The sequence below is a fragment of the Phycisphaerae bacterium genome, assembly GCA_017999985.1.
Classification (GTDB): domain Bacteria; phylum Planctomycetota; class Phycisphaerae; order UBA1845; family Fen-1342; genus JAGNKU01.
On sequence record JAGNKU010000001.1, the window covers coordinates 456,930 to 475,121 of the forward strand.

At 68.3% G+C, this 18,192-nt stretch carries 14 protein-coding genes; 6 read left to right on the forward strand and 8 right to left on the reverse strand.

Translation table 11 applies throughout. From position 1 onward, the window contains the following. Nucleotides 1-215: 215 nt before the first annotated feature. Both nagB and KA383_01790 read left to right on the forward strand, forming a co-directional pair. Complete coding sequence (gene nagB, locus KA383_01785) at nt 216-1,016, forward strand: glucosamine-6-phosphate deaminase (protein MBP7744832.1); 801 nt, start codon at nt 216-218, stop codon at nt 1,014-1,016. Nucleotides 1,017-1,099: 83 nt separating this feature from the next. Next, on the forward strand, nt 1,100-1,984 hold the full coding sequence (locus KA383_01790; protein ID MBP7744833.1) for a DUF2817 domain-containing protein: 885 nt from the start codon (nt 1,100-1,102) through the stop codon (nt 1,982-1,984). Nucleotides 1,985-2,047: 63 nt separating this feature from the next. Here the strand turns inward: KA383_01790 and KA383_01795 are convergent, their stop codons facing one another. Both KA383_01795 and KA383_01800 read right to left on the reverse strand, forming a co-directional pair. Next, nucleotides 2,048-2,662, reverse strand: a complete 615-nt coding sequence (locus tag KA383_01795; protein ID MBP7744834.1) for a hypothetical protein — start codon at nt 2,660-2,662, stop codon at nt 2,048-2,050. Between the two features lie 21 nt (nt 2,663-2,683). Beyond that, nucleotides 2,684-4,180, reverse strand: coding sequence for a SpoIID/LytB domain-containing protein (locus KA383_01800; protein MBP7744835.1), 1,497 nt, complete (start codon nt 4,178-4,180; stop codon nt 2,684-2,686). A gap of 818 nt (nt 4,181-4,998) precedes the next feature. On the opposite strand from KA383_01800, the gene KA383_01805 reads away from it, so the two are divergent. Further along, the gene (locus KA383_01805) at nt 4,999-6,042 is read left to right on the forward strand and encodes a prepilin-type N-terminal cleavage/methylation domain-containing protein (GenBank protein MBP7744836.1); all 1,044 of its coding nucleotides are present in this window, start codon (nt 4,999-5,001) and stop codon (nt 6,040-6,042) included. A gap of 241 nt (nt 6,043-6,283) precedes the next feature. Here the strand turns inward: KA383_01805 and KA383_01810 are convergent, their stop codons facing one another. Further along, on the reverse strand, nt 6,284-7,894 hold the full coding sequence (locus KA383_01810; protein MBP7744837.1) for a HAMP domain-containing protein: 1,611 nt from the start codon (nt 7,892-7,894) through the stop codon (nt 6,284-6,286). A gap of 199 nt (nt 7,895-8,093) precedes the next feature. Between KA383_01810 and KA383_01815 the strand changes: the two genes are divergently transcribed. Further along, complete coding sequence (locus KA383_01815; GenBank protein MBP7744838.1) at nt 8,094-9,896, forward strand: TolC family protein; 1,803 nt, start codon at nt 8,094-8,096, stop codon at nt 9,894-9,896. A gap of 10 nt (nt 9,897-9,906) precedes the next feature. Here the strand turns inward: KA383_01815 and KA383_01820 are convergent, their stop codons facing one another. Genes KA383_01820 through KA383_01835 form a run of 4 tightly spaced genes read right to left on the reverse strand, consistent with a single transcriptional unit; the run spans nt 9,907 to nt 14,348 of the window. Next, complete coding sequence (locus tag KA383_01820) at nt 9,907-10,893, reverse strand: peptidylprolyl isomerase (GenBank protein ID MBP7744839.1); 987 nt, start codon at nt 10,891-10,893, stop codon at nt 9,907-9,909. Nucleotides 10,894-10,926: 33 nt separating this feature from the next. Continuing rightward, nucleotides 10,927-12,045, reverse strand: a complete 1,119-nt coding sequence (locus KA383_01825; GenBank protein MBP7744840.1) for a Nif3-like dinuclear metal center hexameric protein — start codon at nt 12,043-12,045, stop codon at nt 10,927-10,929. After that, nucleotides 12,038-12,901 (reverse strand): aminotransferase class IV family protein, encoded by an 864-nt coding sequence (locus KA383_01830; protein ID MBP7744841.1) that lies wholly within the window; start codon nt 12,899-12,901, stop codon nt 12,038-12,040. The genes KA383_01825 and KA383_01830 overlap by 8 nt, the downstream gene beginning before the upstream one ends. Nucleotides 12,902-12,929: 28 nt before the next feature. Beyond that, nucleotides 12,930-14,348, reverse strand: coding sequence for an anthranilate synthase component I family protein (locus KA383_01835; protein ID MBP7744842.1), 1,419 nt, complete (start codon nt 14,346-14,348; stop codon nt 12,930-12,932). 269 nt (nt 14,349-14,617) lie between these two features. On the opposite strand from KA383_01835, the gene KA383_01840 reads away from it, so the two are divergent. Continuing rightward, nucleotides 14,618-15,016 carry a hypothetical protein gene (locus KA383_01840; protein ID MBP7744843.1) on the forward strand — a complete coding sequence of 133 codons (399 nt, stop codon included), beginning with the start codon at nt 14,618-14,620 and terminating at the stop codon, nt 15,014-15,016. Nucleotides 15,017-15,123: 107 nt separating this feature from the next. On the opposite strand, the gene KA383_01845 is transcribed toward KA383_01840, so the two are convergent. Continuing rightward, on the reverse strand, nt 15,124-17,235 hold the full coding sequence (locus tag KA383_01845) for an alpha-L-fucosidase (GenBank protein MBP7744844.1): 2,112 nt from the start codon (nt 17,233-17,235) through the stop codon (nt 15,124-15,126). Between the two features lie 133 nt (nt 17,236-17,368). Between KA383_01845 and KA383_01850 the strand changes: the two genes are divergently transcribed. Next, nucleotides 17,369-18,154: an SDR family oxidoreductase gene (locus KA383_01850; protein MBP7744845.1), complete on the forward strand. Its 786-nt coding sequence runs from the start codon at nt 17,369-17,371 to the stop codon at nt 18,152-18,154. Nucleotides 18,155-18,192: the final 38 nt, after the last annotated feature.

Here is an 18,192-nt window from a genome sequence, read left to right on the forward strand (position 1 = left end):
CGAACTTTCGCGTGGGGCATTTTATTCCATTCCGAATCTATTCCCGACCCGGAACCCATCCATCCTAGAGATTCCGAGTTTTGCCTGCAAGAACGGCCGCTTGATTTTGTACCGAACCCGTATTAAATTGCGTCTTCGCGGCGCGCGGCCGCCCCGGGTGGCGACGGCGGCGCCGCGCCGCCAACCCCGTCACGACCACAAGGAGCACGCGCCGTATGGAAATCATCATCACCGAAACCTACGAAGAACTCTCGCGCCTCGCGGCCGACATGATCGAGCGGCAACTGCTCCGCAAACCCAGCAGCGTGCTTGGCCTCGCCACCGGCTCGACCCCCGTCGGCCTGTACCGCGAACTCGTGCGGCGGCACAAGGAGACCGGGCTCGATTTCTCGAAGGTGATCACCTTCAACCTCGACGAGTACCTCGACCTGTCGCCCTCGCACCCACAGAGCTACCGGTACTTCATGGACCAGAACCTGTTCCACCATATTAATGTGGACCCCAAGAACATACACGTCCCCTACGGCCACGCCGGCGAGGTCGAGGAGTTCTGCGAGTGGTACGAGTCGGAGATCAAGCGGGCTGGCGGCATCGACATCCAGGTGCTGGGGATCGGCGCCGACGGTCACATCGCGTTCAACGAGCCCGGTTCGTCGCTCGGCTCCCGCACCCGCCTCAAGACCCTCACCCGCCAGACCATCGAAGATAACGCGCGCTTCTTCGACAACCCCGAGGAAGTCCCGCGCTTCGCCATCACCATGGGCGTCGGCACCATTCTCGAAGCCCGGGAGATCCTCATCCTCGCCAACGGCGCCAAGAAGGCCGAAATCGTCGCCGAGGCGCTGGAAGGCCCCATCACCGCCCAGGTGTCCGCCAGCGCCCTCCAGATGCACCGCCACGTCACGGTCATCGTCGATGCCGCGGCCGGCGCCAAGCTCAAGCGCGCAGACTACTACCGCTGGATCTTCCAGGAAAAGAAACGCCTCATCCCGCGCCTGATCGGCAAGGTGACCTGATCCGCCCAGGCGCCGCGCACCACAGCACGCACCGGCCGCAACCAGCCGCTGGTCACGACCGGCGCGCCCGCTACAATGTGCCCATGTCGCCCGCATACCCCCCGCTGCTGCGTTCCAGCTACTCCGTGCGCACCCGCGCGGCCGCCCTGCTCTGCCTGGCCGCCGGCCTAGCCGCGGGCTGTGCCGCCCCCCCGCCCCGTAAGGTGATCACGCCGCCCCCCACTCCCCGCATCGTCAGCACCCCGGCACCCGTGCCCGTCGCCACGCCGCCGCCCGAACTGCCCGCCCGCCCGGTCGTGCAGCGCTTCGAGATCGGCCGCTCCGTCCGCGGCACCCCACTCGTCCTCGAGGTCTTTGGCAACGGCCCCGAGCGCATCTTCATCTTCGGCGGCATCCACGGCAACGAACCGACCAGCGCCGCGCTCGCGCGCCGCCTAAGCGCGCACCTGCGCGAAAACCCCGACGCCGGCGCCGGCTGCACCATCGGCATCCTCGCCGAAGCCAACCCCGACGGCCTGGCCGCGGGCACACGCGACAACGCTTCCGGCGTTGACCTCAATCGCAATTTCCCCGCCCGGAACTGGCGCGCCGGCCGCGGCGCGCGCGGCCCCCACGGCGCTACCCCCGGCAGCGAGCCCGAGACGCAGGCGATCCTGCGCGCCTTCGACTACCTCCGGCCCAGCCGCAGCATGGCCATCCACTCCATCGGCCGCGGCCGCCACTGCAACAATTACGACGGGCCGGCGGCCCCGCTCGCGCAACGCCTGGCCCGGCACAACGGCTATCCGGCCCGCGCCACCATGGGCTACGACACGCCCGGCAGCTTCGGCAGTTGGGCCGGCGTCGATCGCAACGTCCCGACGATCACCCTCGAGCTCCCCCGCGACGCAACCGCGGCCGACTGTTGGCGCGACAACCGCGCCGCCCTGCTCGAATTCATCCGCACCACAACCACCGCGGCGGAATAGCCGCCGGTGCACCCGTTCCCTGCTCAGTGAAGGGCGGGGTGGGGAGTACGTCGCCTGCGCAGGCTAATCGAGCGCCGGCAGGTACGGCTGCAGTCGCTCCGTGAACAGCGCATAGCCCGCGTCGTTCAGATGCAGCCCATCTTCCGTCAAATCGCGGCGCAGCTCGCCCGCGTCGCTCACCACCACACTGTGGAAGTCCAGGTGTGCACATCCGTACGCATCGGCTAGCCGCGCGACGTGCGGGTTGAGCTGCCGCACGAACGGATTGAGCCCTGCGTACGGCCCCGTCGTCGGCAGCACGTTCACCACCAGCAGCGGCACCCGCGGCAACCGCTCGCGAAGCGCCATCAGCACGCGCTCGTACGCATCGATGATCGCATCCATCGGCGGCTCGCCGTTCCGCCACAGCTCGCCCAGATCGTTCGCGCCGTTCTCGAACAAGATGAACCCCGGCGCGCAGCGGAACACGCTCAAATCCAGCCGCCGCAAAATGCCGCGCGGGCCGATCCCCAGCCGATCGGACACGATGCCGCGATTCACGATGTTCCGCCCGGGCAGAAACCGCTTCGTGTCGTACCACTCCAGGTGCGACGAGCCCAGCAGGACGATCCCGCCCGGCGTAACCGTCTCGCCCGCAAACTGCCGCATGCGCTCGTAATCGTGCTGCTCGGCGTCCATCCTCAGTCCCTGCACCGCCGGCTATGTGTACACCGTCTCCAGCCGCGCCTTCGGGTAATAGTGCCGGCAAATCGCCGCGTGGTCGATCCCCGCCAGCGCCATCCCCAGCGCCCCGATCTGACACATCCCTACACCGTGCCCCCACCCCGCCCCGCGCAGCGTCACTGCCACCAGCCGCCCATCCGCATCCCGCTGCGGCCGGACGGCGAACGCGCTGCTGTACAGGAACTTGCGATGCAGCACCTGCCGGATGCGATACTCGCTCTCCACGCGACTGCACACCACGTCCCCGCGCGCGTTGGCCCACTCGACTTCCACGATGTATGCCCGACCGCTCACCCCCCGGGCCCGCACCCGCAGGTCGCGCAGCTCTACCAGCTCGCGCGCATCCGTCAGCTTGTCACGCAGCAGAGCTTCGAGCTCCGCGCGCTCATACCGCACCGTCCAGCGGAAGTAATCGTCCGTCGTGTCCACCCGCCCGAGGTACCGCCCGATCGCCTCCACCGGCACCATGTTCGGGCTGCAATAGCACCGCGTCGTCTTCAGCCACGCCCCATCCAGGTACTCGTCCAGATCGTTCTGCATTGTGGCACCGGCGTCGCGCCGCTGGTCAGCGCCCGAGCTCGGCCAGGCGGGAGCTTTGCCCTCCCCAGCCAGCCCGGCCGCGCAGCGCGCCCTGAACGATTCCAGCCACCCGCGCTCCGCCGCGTCCGCCGGCGCGTCCACGATCGGCGAGATCCCCGGCTTGTCCAGCCCCCACACCGCCCACGGCGTTTCCGATATCCCGCCGCAGCTTTTCGCGTAATTCGCATCCAGCACCGCACCCGTCGGCGCCAGCAGCACTTCGCCGCGCGTGTTGCGCACCGCCGCCAGCGCCGTCGGCCCCAGATCCCCCGTGCCCTGGTACCGCTGGCAGCAGTCGTCGTTGCAGCGATCGAACGGTTCGGTCTCGTGCTTCGGCTCCGTCATCGCCAGCAGCCACGAACGCGCCACGACGCATTGCGCCTTCAGCAGATCCGCCGGGCACGCCCCGCTCATCTCCGCCGTGATGACCCCCGCGAGGTAGTCCTCCAGCGGCAATTCATTCACCAGCACCACGCCACGCCGCCCCGGCACCAGCTCCAGCACGCCCCCAAGTGTCTCATCGATCCGCTTCTGCCAGTGGAACCCCCGTCCCGCCACAACGCCGTGCACGGTTACGCCAGCGCCCGCCGGCGTCAGGCCACCGGCAGGCCGCGCGGTGGGGACGAGACGCAGCACGTCGCCGGCGATCGGGGACGCGTTGCCGACGGTCGCGGCCACGCCCGCGCCCGACCGCCGCACCTCCAGAACCGTGCCCGGCCCCAGTCGCCGTGGCTCGGTCGCCGGGCTTTCCAGCAGGTACGGCTCGTCCGGCACGCGCAGGCGGACGACGTCGAAGGCGTCCTCGTCGAGGATGATCCCGATCCGCACAAAAGGCTCGATTCGTGCGGCGGGCGTCCACGCTCGGATTCCCGTCGGTTTGGGTGCCTGGCTCATCTCACGCTCCTGCAGGCGGCAGCCCGCGACCGGGTCCCGCAAAGCTCCACTTCGCCCCCCGAAGAGGGACCGCGAAGCTCTGCTTTGCCACGTTTGGGGACAACAAGGCTCCGCGTTGCCATCTCCGGGGACCACAAAGCTCCGCTTTGCCATCTCCGGGGAGCACAAAGCTCCGCGTTGCCATCTCCGGGGAGCACAAAGCTCCGCTTTGCCGTGTCCGGGGACCACAAAGCTCCGCGTTGCCATCTCCGGGGACCACAAAGCTCCGCTTTGCCTTCTTCGGGGACAGCAAGGCTCCGTTCTGCGATCTTTGGGGACAGCAGAGCTCCGCTTTGCTCCCAGGCCGCGCGGGCCAAAGCTGCGCCCGGGAAGTGCCGATAGTACATGCAGCGGCGGCATGTGCAATCGCCCGGCACGGCTGACGCCGGCGAGATTTCGGCGCGCGGCGTCCTTTTTACGGAGAGTATTCTGGGAAACGGCGCCGTCCGGGAGCACAGGCCACGGAGTCTTCGCAGGCGAAGTCAGGCGGCGTCGGGTCATGTCCGTCAGCGCGGCCGAGGCGTCTGTCTCGGGCGCTGTGGCCGTCAGGCGGCCCTGAGGTTGGGACACGGCTCAGGCCGGTCGCCGGCAAAATGATTATATAATGCTTGAAGCCGGCAGAATGTTGTGTTAAATTGAAACAGGATCAGGTACACTGCGCGGCGCGCACGACCGGCATGCGATCATACCGGCCGGTGTGCAACCAGCGCGCAGCGTAACAATTGGGTTGACGGGCCACAAACTTGGTTGTGGCGGATTACGGCATTATTCCATACACCATGCGGAACGAAGCCATGCACAACGTATTGCGAACACGAAGACACGGATTCACTTTGATCGAGCTGCTGGTGGTGGTCGCGATCATCGCCCTGCTGATCTCGATCCTGCTGCCAGCCCTCGGCCGCGCACGCGATCAAGCCAAGGCCGTAAAATGTCTGTCAAACGTTCGATCGATGGGACAGGGCGTGATCTCCTATTCGACGGGCGACGAAGACCGCCTGCCCGGGGGCCTTCATCCGGCGATCAACCGTAACCAGGGGCTCGACGCGTTGATCAACAACCCTGACTATCCGATGTCAGAGGCGAACGCCCGCCTGTATCAAAACCGCCAGCTCACCTGGTGGTTGCGTTCCGTATACGGCGACACCCACAACTACAGCAACAGTGTCACCGACATGATCGCGACTTGTCCGGGCGCTGCGGGGATCAACCCCGACTCGAACTTCAGGACTGCGTATCAGATCACGAATCGGTACGTCTACCCGACCGACTACGTCGTGAACAACGTCGGCGAGAACGATCCGGACGGCGGCGTCTTCGGCGGTGGCCGCACGACTACCCCTCCCTACTATTTCGGCTACAGCGCCCCGTTGGGCTCGGGCGCGGCGGGGAAAGCGCTTGAGGCCAAGTACCCGCGTCAACGTTGGAGCCGGGTCAAGAAGCCCTCCGAGGAGTGGATGGTTGCCGATGCTTGGTTCCGGTCGAAGAATAACACAGCGGCCCGGGAGTTTCAGCAGGAAGGGCCGTATCAGTGGAACTGGAGCGGCTACGCATTCCCGAATTTCCCGCCGCACTTCTCGCGTCGGACATACCGGCTAATGAGTGAAGCGCAGCGCGACTCCGAGACGTCGCAACTGCGGCGCATCAAGAAGGACGGCAAGACGTCCACCGTCTTCTTTGATGGACACGCCGAGATGGTGCGCTCAAAGACGCTCAAGATGCCAACCGGGCAGGAACTGCTGTACGGCTTCAAGGGCACGGTCAACCCCGCGAAGATCTCGCCAGACCCCAACAGCGTGTTCTGGTACGCATCCTGGGAATGATCTGGAGCGAGACCGCAGGATAATCCGCAGACGGTGATCGATAAGCTCCGCGCCGCACGGCGCGGAGCTTTCTTTTTGCGGACGCATGGAACGGCCGAGCGCCGTCGCGCCGGGCGTGCCGTGCCTGCGGCGGATCGACCACTGGTTGGTCGGCTGGCCGGGGGCCCGTCCCCAGGAGACGCACGCGACACGCGCTGAGTTGGCAGCCAGACCCCTCCGCCTCGGCGGCGCAGGAGTCGGGTCAGATCAGCGAGACGCGCGGGCGCTCGCGCGGCTCGGTCGGCGCCGAGAGCGGCAGCACGACCCAGAACGTCGCCCCGTGACCCGGCTCGCTCGCCACGCCGATCTCACCCCCCAGCATCCCCGTCAGCTCCTTCGCGATCGCCAGCCCCAGCCCCGTGCCGTGGTGCGCGCGCGTCGCCGACTGGTCGATCTGCCGGAACTTCTCAAAGATCACCTGGTGGTGCTCGGGCGCGATGCCCGGCCCCGTGTCGGCGACCTCCAGCCGCACGTGCGTCTCATCCGCCCGCGCCGCCCGCAGCCACACCCGCCCCCCTTCCGGGCTGAACTTGATCGCGTTCGACATCAGGTTGAACAGGATCTGCCGGAGCTTGCCGGCGTCCGTCTGCAGCGCGGGCAGCCCCTCGGGCACCTCCAGCTCCAGTTGCAGCTTCTTGCGGTCCGCCAGCGGGCGCACGTGGTCCACCAGCATGCCGCAGACATGCGCGACCGGCACCGCCTCGACCCGCAACTCCGTCTTGCCCGCCTCGATCTTCGCCAGGTCCAAAAGATCGTTGATGATCTCCAGCAGGATCCGCCCCGAGATCAGGATGTTCTCGGCGTAGCGCAGCGTGCGCGGGTCGGCATCGCCGGTCGGCGCCTCGCGCAGCAGCTCGGCGAACCCGATGATGCTGGTCAGCGGGGTGCGCAGCTCGTGCGAGACGTTGGCCAGGAACTCGCTTTTGACGCGGTTGGCCTCGTACAGCGCGACGTTGGCCTCGGCCATCAAGGCGAGCTTCTCATCCAGCAGCCGGTTCGCCTTCTTCAGCTCCTCCTGCGACACGCGCAGCCGTTCGAGCATCGTGTTCAGGTTCTCGGAGAGCTGTTCGAACTCGTCGCCGCTGCGAATGTCCGAGCGCACCGCCAGGTCGCCGTCCGAGACGCGCAGTGCCACGGTGCGCAGCTCGTGGATCGGGGCCAGGATGAACTTCGTGGTGATCACGTAGAACACGAGGATCGCGAAGATGCCTGCCAGCGCTCCGGCCGCGACAATCACCACGCGGTTCAGCAGCGAGTACTGCTGGCTCATCTCCGCCGGCAGATCGACCAGGATCAGCCCGGCGAGCTGGTTCTCGCGGTAAGGCCGCGCGCTGCGCCCTTCCTCGTGGCAGTTCAGGCAGCGGCGCGTCACCCACACGGCCCGCGCATAGCGGAAACGGCAGCCGGTCTCTTCCCAGGTGGTGCGCAGATACTCGTCGTTGCTGGGGTGCTTGCGCAGCGTGCGCAGCGCGCGATCGACGAACGGGTCACGCTGGCTGAGATTGACGATCGACTCCGGGTCATCCGGGTTCAGTTCCAGCGGCACGAACCGCGGCTCGTGGGCCGCCAGCTCCGGCATCAGGCTGAACTTGCCGCTGTGCACGCCGCCGGCGCCGGCCGCGGTGTCGCGCGCCGGCAGGCTCAGGCGGAAATAGCCCTCCGCGATGGCGCGGGCCTCGCGGTACGGCTGCTGGAGCACGATCGATTCCATGTAGTACCACGGCACCGCCAGCGCGGCGCCGATGATCAGCACCACCGCCAGGCCGAACAGGAACCGGTACTTGGTGGCCAGCGAAATCCGGGGCAGTCGCATGCCGCTTGTCCTGCCTACGCAAACGCAGGCCGGATTATACCGGCCGCCCACGCCGCGTCCGCCACGCCGTCGCCGGTTTGCCCTCCGCGCGGCGCCCGGCGTATAGTGTGCCCGCGGGAACGGCGGCGCGGCGGGTGCGCGGCTCCGGCGGCGGACCGGGCGGCCTCCAAGACCGGCCCCACACGGCGAGGGTGCGAGGATGTCTGCAGGTTGGTGGTCCCACAGCGCACCGGCCGGCGACCGGCGGCGATACTGGCGGGCCTGCGGGCTGTGCCTGTTGGCGGCGCTGGCGCTGCCGTGCGGCGCCTGCGTGCAGATGGTCCGCCAGACCGACCAGGACGTGGCCCGCCTGATCGAAGCCCGGCAACGCGCCGCGCTGGGCCGGGCCGTGACGGCGGACGTCGGCATGCCCGACCGGCTGCCCCGGCCGGCGCGCTCCGCGTACAACCGCAACCCCAGCCCGACGACCGAAGACGTCCCGGCGTCGTTCACCGCCGCGTCGCAGCCGACGACCGCCGCCGTCGAGAGCACAGCGGCGCCGCCCCCCGTGCCCACGACGCGCCCGCCGGGGGTCTTCACGTTGACGGCCGCCCTGGCGTACGCGCAGCGGCACCAGCGCGAGTACCAGTCGGCGAAGGAAGACCTGTACCTCGCGGCGCTCGCGCTGACCGTCGAACGGCACCTCTGGACGCCGATCTTCGCCGCCAACCTGCGCACCGTGTACGGCAACTACGGGGAGGCGACGGACTTCGACCAGGCGATGCGCTTCGCCGCCGATGTCGCCGTGACGCAGCGACTGCCGTACGGCGGCGAGTTCACGGCCGGCGCGGTCAGCACGCTCATTCGCGACGTGAAGAAGACCATCACGGCGTCGGAGGGCAGCAGCGCGGAGCTGGGGTTGAAGGTGCCGTTCCTCCGTGGCGCCGGGCACATCGCCCAGGAAACGCTGATCCAGCTCGAGCGCGAACTGACGTACTCGGTGCGCGTGTTTGAGCGCTTCCGCCGGCAGCAACTGGTCACCGTCGCGCAGGCGTACTTCAACCTGCTCGCGGTGAAGCAGCGCGTGGCCGACAGCGAGGAAAGCTACCAGAACTTCGTCATGGACTTCGAGCGGGCCGCCGACATGGAGAGCATCGGCCGCGGCACGCCGCTCGACACGCAGCGCGCCGAAGGCGCCATGCTGAACCAGGAGAATGCGCTGGAGGCGGCCCGCGAGAATTTCCGCGCCAGCGCCGACAACTTCAAGCTGCTGATCGGCATGCCGGTCGACGAGTCGCTCGAGCGGGAGGACCTTGAGGACATCGAGACCATCGAGCGGCAGATCGCGGACGGCCGCTACCCGCTGCTGACCCGGCCCGGCGCCGTGAATGACGAACAGGGCGCGACCGCCGTGGCGCTGCGGCGGCGGCTGGATCTGCTCACGCTGGCGGACCGGATCGACGACGCGCGGCGCGGCGTGGCCATCAGCCGCAACGCGCTGCTGCCGGACCTGAACTGGGACTCGTCGCTGGCGCTCGAAACGGACCCGGCGCACTACCGGCTGGGCGGGTTCCGCTTCGACCGCGCCAACTGGCGGAGCGAGATCGTGCTCGGGCTGCCGCTGGAGCGAACGCAGGAGCGCGCGGACCTGCGCCGCAGCCTGATCGATGTGCAGCAGGCGCAGCGCACGTACCAGGAGCAGACGGACCGCATCCGGGCGCAGGTGCGCGCCGCGGTGCACGGGCTGATCTTGCAGGAGCGTTCACTCGAGATTCAGCGCAAGAGCGTCGAGGTCGCCGAGCGCCAGCGCGAGTTCGCCCAGATCCAGTACGAGGACGGGACGATCGACAACCGCGACAAGATCGACGCGGAGAACGCGTGGGTCAGCGCCCGCAATCAACTGAACCTGGCGAAGACCGACCGGTGGGGAGCGCTGCTGGAGTTCCGCCTGGCGACGGAAACGCTGCGCATCGAGGATGACGGCACGCAACTGCCCGACGACGCGGACGCCAGCGCGCCCTGACCGCGCGCGCTCAGGGCGCCGCCGTCGGATCCGCCGGCGGGTTTTCCTTCAGCATCCGCTCGTATTTCCGCTTCAGCTCGGCGTCGAGCACTTTCACGTCGGCCTTCTGAAACAGCGCGGTGATCAGACGGTTCATCTCCTGCGGAATCGCGTGGCCGCGGAGGGCCTGCTCCACCTCCGTCCGGACGTCCTCGAACCGCACGTCGGAAGCCGGCAGCCGGCGTTCGAGCCTGATGATGTGCCACCAGCGCCCGACGCGGATCGGCTTCGAGATCTCGCCCGGCTTCATCGAAAACGCGGCCTCGCGCAACACCGGGGCGATGTCCTCGGCGTTGAAGGCGAACGGCTCAAGCAGGCCGCCGTTGACGGCCGACTCCGCGTTCTGGCTGACCGCCCGGGCGACTTCGGCGAAGTCCGTGTTCTTCTCGAGCTGGTTCAGGGCTTCGTGCAGGCCGTTGACGTCGCCGATCTGGATATGTCGGATCTCCACGCGCTCGCCGTAGAGCCGCGCGAATTCCTCGCGCAGCGTGGCCTCGTCGACGTGGAAGTTCTGCTCAACCACCTTGCGCAGGTGCGCGTTGCGCTCCATGCCGATGCGAAACTCGGCCAGCGTCAGGCCCTTCTGCTGGAGCAGCCCGTTCAGCGATTCCCGCTTCTCGGCTTCGCTCAGCACGTGGCCGTCGGCGTCGACCCGCGGGGCGATCTTGTCCAGCGCCTGCTGGAACTCGCGCTCCACGTCGGCGGCGCTGACGGTCAGCTTCAACCGCTTGGATTCTTCCTTGGCCAGCTCAAGCACGATGAGCTGCTGCATGATCGGCAGGCCGTGAGACTCCATCAGCACATCGACCACCTGCCGCCGCGTGATCGGACGCCCGTTCACGATCACCAGCGCGTCGCCGTCCTGGGCCGGCGCCGGCGGGACCACGGCCCCCAGCAGCGCCGCCGCCAGCGGGATTAGCGCCGGCCACGAACGAATCGTCAGTGCGCTTCCACGCATGACACACCTCCAGACTGCCCAACACGTCTGGTGCTACCGTCGCACCGGCACCAGCGGCGCCCGATCGGCCCGCGCCAGCGCGACGCGCAGCCCGCGCACGCTGCCCTGCAGGTGGGCACGGACCGTGGCCAGCACCGGTCGCTCGCTCGCATGGTGCCCGACCAGCACCGCCGTGACGCCGCGCCGCAGCAGCTCCAGCGCGTCATGATGCTTCAGCTCGCCGGTCACCACCAGCGAATCCGGGTCGCGAAACGCCCGCGTGCCAAACGCCCCCGCCGCCGCCGTCACCGAACGGAAGCGGCGGCGCAGGTCGCCGACAACCGTGGCGGCGGACAGATCGACGCAGCGGCCGAGCTTGCGCAGCAGCACCGTGCCGCGCTCGGGTTTGCGCAGCCGGCCGATGCGCCCGAGCCCGACCGTGCCGCGCCCAGTTGGTTCATGCAGCGGATACACGTCGAACGCCGGCTCCTCGTAGGAATGCGCCGCGTACAGCGCCCGCACCACCGGACCCAGTCGGACGCGCGGCACGATCATCTCCAGCCGGACCTCGTCGGCGTGCTCCAGCACCTGGCGTCGCCCGACGGTCGGATGCGTGGTCTCGTCGCCACGAAACGTGCCCCGCCCGGCCAATTCAAAGCTGCATTCCGCGTAGTGGCCGATCACGCCGGCGCCCGCCGCGGCCAGCGCGCGACGCAACGCGTCCACGTCGCGCGGCGGAACGAAGACCACGAGCTTGTATTGCCGATCGGTGCTCACCTGCGGCTCCAGCGGGTAGCGCTCGACCGGCGCGAACGCGTCCAGCAGCACATCGTTGGTCCCACCGGGCGCGGCATCGAGCGCCGTGTGCAGCGCAATAATCGCGATCCGCGCCGCCAGCAGGTCCGGCAGCCGGGTCGTCGAAGCGTCAGCGGCCGGCGTCACCACGCGAATGCCCTTGAAGATCGGCGGGTGATAAACGACCAGCAGATTCACCCGGCTGCGCAACGCCTCGCGCGCCACGGCGTCCGTGAGATCAATCGCAAGCAAAACGCGCGTCGCCGGCCACTCCGGCCGCCCGGCCAGCAACCCCACGTTGTCCCAGTCGGCCGCGTATTCGAATGGGGCCAGCGCCGCGAGCGCGCCCAGCACATCCGCCACGGTGCGGTCACTCATCGCCGCTCTCCCGGTCGATCAGGTCGCCGTACGCGATCGCCAGCTTGCGCGTCACGTCGCCTGGCTTCTCGTTGCCGATGGCCTGCCGCCCGATCCGCACGACCGGCACCAGCTCGACCATGCTGTTCGTGAGGAACATCTCTTCCGACGCGAGCAGGTCATCCAGCTTGAGCGGCGCCTCGCGCACCGGCACGTCCAGCTCGACCGCCAGCTCGAACACCGCCGCCCGCGTGATCCCGGGCAGCACCGGCGTGTCCAGCGGCGGCGTGAGCAACTGCTCGTCACGCACCACGAACACCGTGCTGATCGCGCCCTCCGCGACAAACCCCTCCGGCGTGAACCAGAGCGCCTCGAAGGCGGACTGGGCATGCGCGGCCCGCAGCGACGCCAGGCGGGCAAAGTAACTGGTCGTCTTGTGGCCAACCGTCGCATCGCCGCGGCACTGGCGGCATTCCGACGCGACGACGGTTACGCCGCGCGTGTAGCATTCATCGGGGTACTTGTCCGCCGGCGCGAGCGTGGCGACGATCGTGAGCTGCGGTGTGTCCGCGGCGGTGGCGTGCAGCGAGCCCGTGGTGACGGTCAGGCGCACACGCGCATCGGCGCCCGCGTGCGGGGCGAGGACCTGCCGGACGTTCTCGTGCAGGTCGTCCGCGTCCGGGACGACCGTCCAGCCCAGCGTGCGGGCCGACGCGATCAGCCGGTCGATGTGCTGCTGCAGGCGGAAGATGCGGCCGTTATAGGCGCGCATCGTCTCGAAGAGCCCGATGCCCTGCATGAAGCCCGAATCAAAGACGCTGACCCGGGCCTCCTCGGCCGGCATGAGCGTGCCGTTGATGCTGACCCAGTGCCGCACGTTCTGCTCCTGACAGCCTGGACGCGAGTCAAACGGCGACCCGCACCGCCGCGCCCGCGATGCCCAGCCCGCGGAGGATGCCCGCCGCCTTGGCGCATGTCTCCGCGTATTCCGCGGCCGGCTGCGAGTCCGCGACGATCCCGCCGCCCACGTAGAGTGTCGCCGCCGGACCGCGAATCTGCAAAGTGCGAATCGCGACGTTGAAGGTCATCTGCCCGTCCAGGCCAAGCACGCCGAGCGCGCCCGTGTACGCCCCGCGCGCCACCGGCTCCAGCTCGTCGATGATCTCCAAGGCGCGGATCTTGGGCACGCCGCTGATCGACCCGGCTGGAAAACACGCGGCCAGCAGTTCCAGTCCGTCGCGGCCCGGGGCCAGGCGGCCCGTCACGTCCGCGACCGTGTGGAACACGGTCGGATGGACCTCGACACGTCGTGCCGCGGCGACCCGCACGCTGCCGAAGCGACACACGCGGCCCAGGTCGTTGCGGTGCAGATCAACAATCATCGCCAGCTCCGCGGCCTCCTTCGCCGACTCGAGCAGCTCCCGGCGGTTTCGCTCATCCACGGCGGGGTGCCCCGTGTGCGGACGCGTCCCCTTGATCGGCTGCGTCAACACGACATCACCGCGCACCCGCAGGAACAGCTCCGGCGACACGGAGGCAATCGCACCATCCGACCAGCGCAGTAGCGCCGCGTACGGCGCCGGGTTCGCACGCCGCACGCCAACATACGTCGCAAACGCATCCGCGATGCCTCCCACGCGCAGCCGGCGCGCCAGATTGACCTGGTAGATGTCGCCGGCCGCGATGTACGCCAAGGCCCGCGACACGGCGTGCTGAAAATCCGCCCGCGGCGGCGCGTACTCCAGCACCGCGGGCTGGAACGCAAACTCGTGACGCGTAGTCGCAGCCACCGCCCAGCGCGCCAACCACTCGTCGTCGCCGTCCGCGCTCCAGGGTAGCCCCGTCAGACCCTGCGCCCGCACGGCGAACGCCCTCTGCTCGGCGTGATCCAGCACGATTCCGCGGTCGTAGAGGCCCAGCCGCAGCAATGGCAGTCCAAGGTCCTCGGCGTGCGACGCCGGCAGACGCTCCAACTGCCGGCCCAGCTCGAACCCGATGTACCCCACCCAGCCTGGCCCGACCTCCCACGGCAGCTCGGGCAGGTGGGGCAGCCGGTCGCACGCGCGGCGCCACAACCGCCAGCCGCTCGTACCACGGTCCCGTGCAACCCCACCCGCGACCAGCGTCGCCGGCCCGCCGTCGAACTGGCTGATAACGGCACAAGGGCGCGTGCAGAGGAGGCTGAACCGGGCCCCCGGTGGGGCGGAGGCGATGTCGACCGGGCTGTCCAACCAGGCCAGCTCTCCGCCGTCGGCATACCGCCACGCGGCGGCCGGCACGTCTGCCGGCCATGCCGCTTCCCGAATGTCCCAGTCGGGGCGCATTCTGCTCTCCCAAGCGGCGCCTATAATAGCGGGCAGCCGCGAGTAACCCAAAGCGAGATTCACGAAAGCGAGCTGTCTGTAACATATTTACGTTCAATGCATTACAGCACAGTAGGCGATTCGGGGCTGCGGCGGCCATGCGGCTCGTTACCGCGCACGGAACAAACCGCCGACAACCTCGCTAACCTTCGCGTCGGACGATGGTCTTGATTGTGTGTGGTATAGTGACCTGAGCAGAACCTCGGGCAACGGTACGAGAGGATTCTGAAATGAAAGCTCGCAACGGACTGTTCGCAATCGTCGCCCTCGGATGTGCCGTCGCGCTCAGCACGCCGGCGCTCGCGGGCGGTTTCGGCTTCAGCTTCAGCTATGGCCGCGGTGGGTATTACCGGCCGGTGTATTACGCACCGCCGGCGTACGTTTACCGCTCCTACGCGCCGGTCGTGGTCTACGACGACTTCTATGCCCCGGATGTGGTGGTTTACCGGGACTACGCCCCGCGCGCGTACTATCGCAGTTACTCGTACTGCGGCCCGCGCCCGTACTACCGCAGCTACTCGTACTGCGGGCCGCGCCCGTACTACCGTAGCTACTACGCGCCGCGCTCCGTCGGCTTCTCGTTCGGGTATTCGGGCGGCCATCACCACCATCGCGGACATCGGCACTAGGCAAGCGCCAGACACAGATTCAGAATCCCCCATGCAGGCATCGTCATGGTGCCTGTCATGGGGGATACTTTTTCCCCTCTACCGCCAACGAGGCTGCGGCGCGGCTCTCATCGGCCAGGCAAGTTCGCCGGATCGTCCCCGCGATCCGGCCGAAACAGCGCCGTCGCCGGCACACGCTGCCGATCGATGCCCGGGCCGGCGTACGCCACCTCGAGCGCGACGTCGCCGGTCCGCTGGAAGAAATCCACGCAAATCGGATGCAGCCCGGCCGCGAGCGCGAGCTGGCCCGCGCGCTGCCCGGCGGAGTGCAGGCCGTCGTGATCCACGACGAGTTCATCGCCGATGTAGAGCCGGCTGCCATCGTCCGACGTAACGAAGAAACGGTATACGCCGGCGCTGGGCACGCGGATGAAGCCGGTATAGCGCAGCCCGTAGCGCTCGTTAATGCGGCGAGGCGTGAGGTCGAAATCGGCGACGTTGCCCCTGGCGACTGGCTCGAGCGCCCCGAAATCGGGCAGGCGCTCCCAGTCCCCTTCAAAATACGCGTACCGCAGGCCGTTGGTCATTTCGCCACATTCGACCGCGGGGCGGGGTGTAACCTGCGTGAACGTCGCTGCGCCCGCGTCACTGACCGGCTGACCGTCGCGGAAAACGCGCGCCTGCACGGTAGTTGTCCGGGTCAACTGCAGCGGACCCGCGACGCGTGACGACGCGGCGGTGGGCGGCGTGCCATCCACGGTGTAGCGCAGCTCCACATCCGGACGCTCGGCGGCGATCGTCACTGCAAGCGTATCGACAAAGACTTCGGAAGGCGCGGCGAACGTCGGTGGTAGCACGACGTCCGGCCTGCCGGCCATGTCCAGCACCACCACCGTGTTGGTCGAATCGGGTGCCGCGGACGGGACGCGAATGACGAGTGCGTCTTCAGCCCGGTCAACCTGGAGCGGCTGCCGGCTCTCGTCCGACAACAGGTAGGCCGTTCGCGCTTTGTTGGCGAGTCCGTGAACAGTGAGCGTTCTCTCAGCAGGCCAGTCGAACACGTGCAAGTACAGCCGCGTGTGGCCATCGGGCAGCGCCTTCTGCGTGCAACGCCCCCACGGCAGCTTGCCGAACGGCCCGGCCTGTGTGCCGTAAATCGCTTCGCCGTTCAACTTCATCCAGCGGCCGATGTCGCGCAGGCGCTCGACGCACGCCGGCGGAAATTCGCCTTCGGCCGTCGGGCCGACATTCAGCAGGAAATTGCCGCCCTTGGACGCGATGTCGGCGAGCATCCGGATGAGCTCACGGCTGGACTTCCAGTTCTGATCATGCTTGTTGTAGCCCCAGTGGTCGTTCATCGTGATGCAGGATTCCCAGTCCACGCCCGGCAGGCCGGCCGGTGGTACTTCCTGCTCCGGCGTGCCGAAGTCGCCGGCGAACTCGGCGCCCTTGGTCAGCCCCTGCATGTCGTTGCGGCCCTTGTCCACACGGTTGTTGATGATGATCGCGGGGTCCAGGCCGCGCACATACGCGTACAAGTCCAGGCCGTGGGCATGCATCCAGGTCTGCTCCCATTCGCCGTCGAACCACAGCACGCCAATTGGCCCGTACTTCGTCACCAGCTCACGCACCTGGTTCTTCAGGTAGGCGATGTAGCGGTCGAAATCCGCGCCCTCGGCCGAGCGCTGCTCCCACGTCCGCCGCGGCAGGTAGTCCGGGTGGTGCCAGTCCATGATCGAGTGGTACCAGCACATGCGCAGGCCCGCACGGCGCGTGGCCTCCGCCAGCTCGCGCAGGACATCGCGCTTGAACGGCGTGGACATCACGTCGTAATCGGTGTGCTCCGAGTCGAACAGGCAGAACCCGTCGTGGTGCTTACTGGTGATGACGATGTACTGCATGCCCGCGTCTTTGGCCATCTGGGCCCACGCGGCGGCATCGAAGCGCGTCGGGTTGAACTGCTCGCGGAAGTGCTCGTACTGCGCGACCGGAATCTGCGCCGTCGTGAGGATCCACTCACCGTGATTCGTGCGTCCTTCCCACTCACCGGCAGGAATCGCATACAACCCCCAGTGAATGAACAGGCCGAACCGCGCCGCGCGCCACCACGCCATCCGCGCGTCCTTTTCCGCCGGCGATTCGGCCGGCAGCGTCGCCGGCGTCTGGCACAGCGCTGTGCACGCGGCGTAGCCACCGGCCAGCAGCGCCAATCCGAGCATGAGCCGTGCAGTCGTTCGCATGGGTCGTACGCTCCCGAAGGATCTGGGCGGGTACGGCGGCCGACGCGGCCCGCACCCGCTGCCAGTATGCGGCGCGCCCACAGCTTTGGGAAGCGGGTTGCCACGGCGGGCGGTTTGCGGCAAGGTGTGGGGCATGGACACCGGCCTGCAGGACCAATGCGTACTGATCACGGGGGCGTCGGGCGGCATCGGGCTGCCGACGGCGGAGGCGTTCGCGGCGGAGGGTGCGCGCCTCGTGCTGCACGGCCACCGACACATGGAGCCGCTGCACGCGCTGCGCTCGCGCCTGTCCGTGCCCAGTGTCGTGCTGTCCGCTGATCTGCGCGACGAAACCCAGGTGGAGCGGCTCTTCGCGGACGCGCTGCAGTTCGCGCCGCGCATCGACGTCGTGGTCGCCAACGCCGGGGCCTGGGTGAAGGACGCCATTCCGCTGCACGAAATGACCCACGCGCAGTGGGATGAGACGCTCGCCGCCGACCTGACGAGCGTGTTCCTGACCTGCCGCGCATTCCTGCGGCATCTCGCCGCCACCCCGCGCGCGTCCGCCGCGCTCGTGCTCGTCGGCTCGACCGCAGCCATCTTCGGCGAAGCGGACCACGCCGACTACGCCGCCGCCAAGGCCGCCGTCACGTACGGGCTGATGCTGAGTTTGAAGAACGAGATTGTCCGCCTTGCGCCGCGCGGGCGCGTCAACGCGGTGTGCCCCGGCTGGACCCGGACCGCGTCCGCCGCCGATCAGCTCGCCGGCAGCGACGTGCTCCGTCGCGTCCAGGCCACCATCGCACTCAACAAGATCGCGACACCGCAGGACGTGGCGGCCGCGATCGTCTTCCTCGCCAGCGAACGGCTGGCCGGACACATTTCCGGCGTTGTCCTGCCCGTGGCCGGCGGAATGGAGGGGCGCCTGCTGCATCCGTAGTCGCATGGCCCGTGCGGCTGTTCGACGGCCTCCGCTAT

What these genes read in the sequence shown, in the direction of transcription:
- KA383_01820 (MBP7744839.1), bottom strand. Translation starts at nt 10,893, where the DNA reads ATGCGTGGAAGCGCACTGACGATTCGTTCGTGGCCGGCGCTAATCCCG.
- KA383_01850 (MBP7744845.1), top strand. Translation starts at nt 17,369, where the DNA reads ATGGACACCGGCCTGCAGGACCAATGCGTACTGATCACGGGGGCGTCG.
- KA383_01805 (MBP7744836.1), top strand. Translation starts at nt 4,999, where the DNA reads ATGCGGAACGAAGCCATGCACAACGTATTGCGAACACGAAGACACGGA.
- KA383_01835 (MBP7744842.1), bottom strand. Translation starts at nt 14,348, where the DNA reads ATGCGCCCCGACTGGGACATTCGGGAAGCGGCATGGCCGGCAGACGTG.
- KA383_01790 (MBP7744833.1), top strand. Translation starts at nt 1,100, where the DNA reads ATGTCGCCCGCATACCCCCCGCTGCTGCGTTCCAGCTACTCCGTGCGC.
- KA383_01810 (MBP7744837.1), bottom strand. Translation starts at nt 7,894, where the DNA reads ATGCGACTGCCCCGGATTTCGCTGGCCACCAAGTACCGGTTCCTGTTC.
- KA383_01845 (MBP7744844.1), bottom strand. Translation starts at nt 17,235, where the DNA reads ATGCGAACGACTGCACGGCTCATGCTCGGATTGGCGCTGCTGGCCGGT.
- KA383_01800 (MBP7744835.1), bottom strand. Translation starts at nt 4,180, where the DNA reads ATGAGCCAGGCACCCAAACCGACGGGAATCCGAGCGTGGACGCCCGCC.
- nagB (MBP7744832.1), top strand. Translation starts at nt 216, where the DNA reads ATGGAAATCATCATCACCGAAACCTACGAAGAACTCTCGCGCCTCGCG.
- KA383_01815 (MBP7744838.1), top strand. Translation starts at nt 8,094, where the DNA reads ATGTCTGCAGGTTGGTGGTCCCACAGCGCACCGGCCGGCGACCGGCGG.
- KA383_01795 (MBP7744834.1), bottom strand. Translation starts at nt 2,662, where the DNA reads ATGGACGCCGAGCAGCACGATTACGAGCGCATGCGGCAGTTTGCGGGC.
- KA383_01825 (MBP7744840.1), bottom strand. Translation starts at nt 12,045, where the DNA reads ATGAGTGACCGCACCGTGGCGGATGTGCTGGGCGCGCTCGCGGCGCTG.
- KA383_01840 (MBP7744843.1), top strand. Translation starts at nt 14,618, where the DNA reads ATGAAAGCTCGCAACGGACTGTTCGCAATCGTCGCCCTCGGATGTGCC.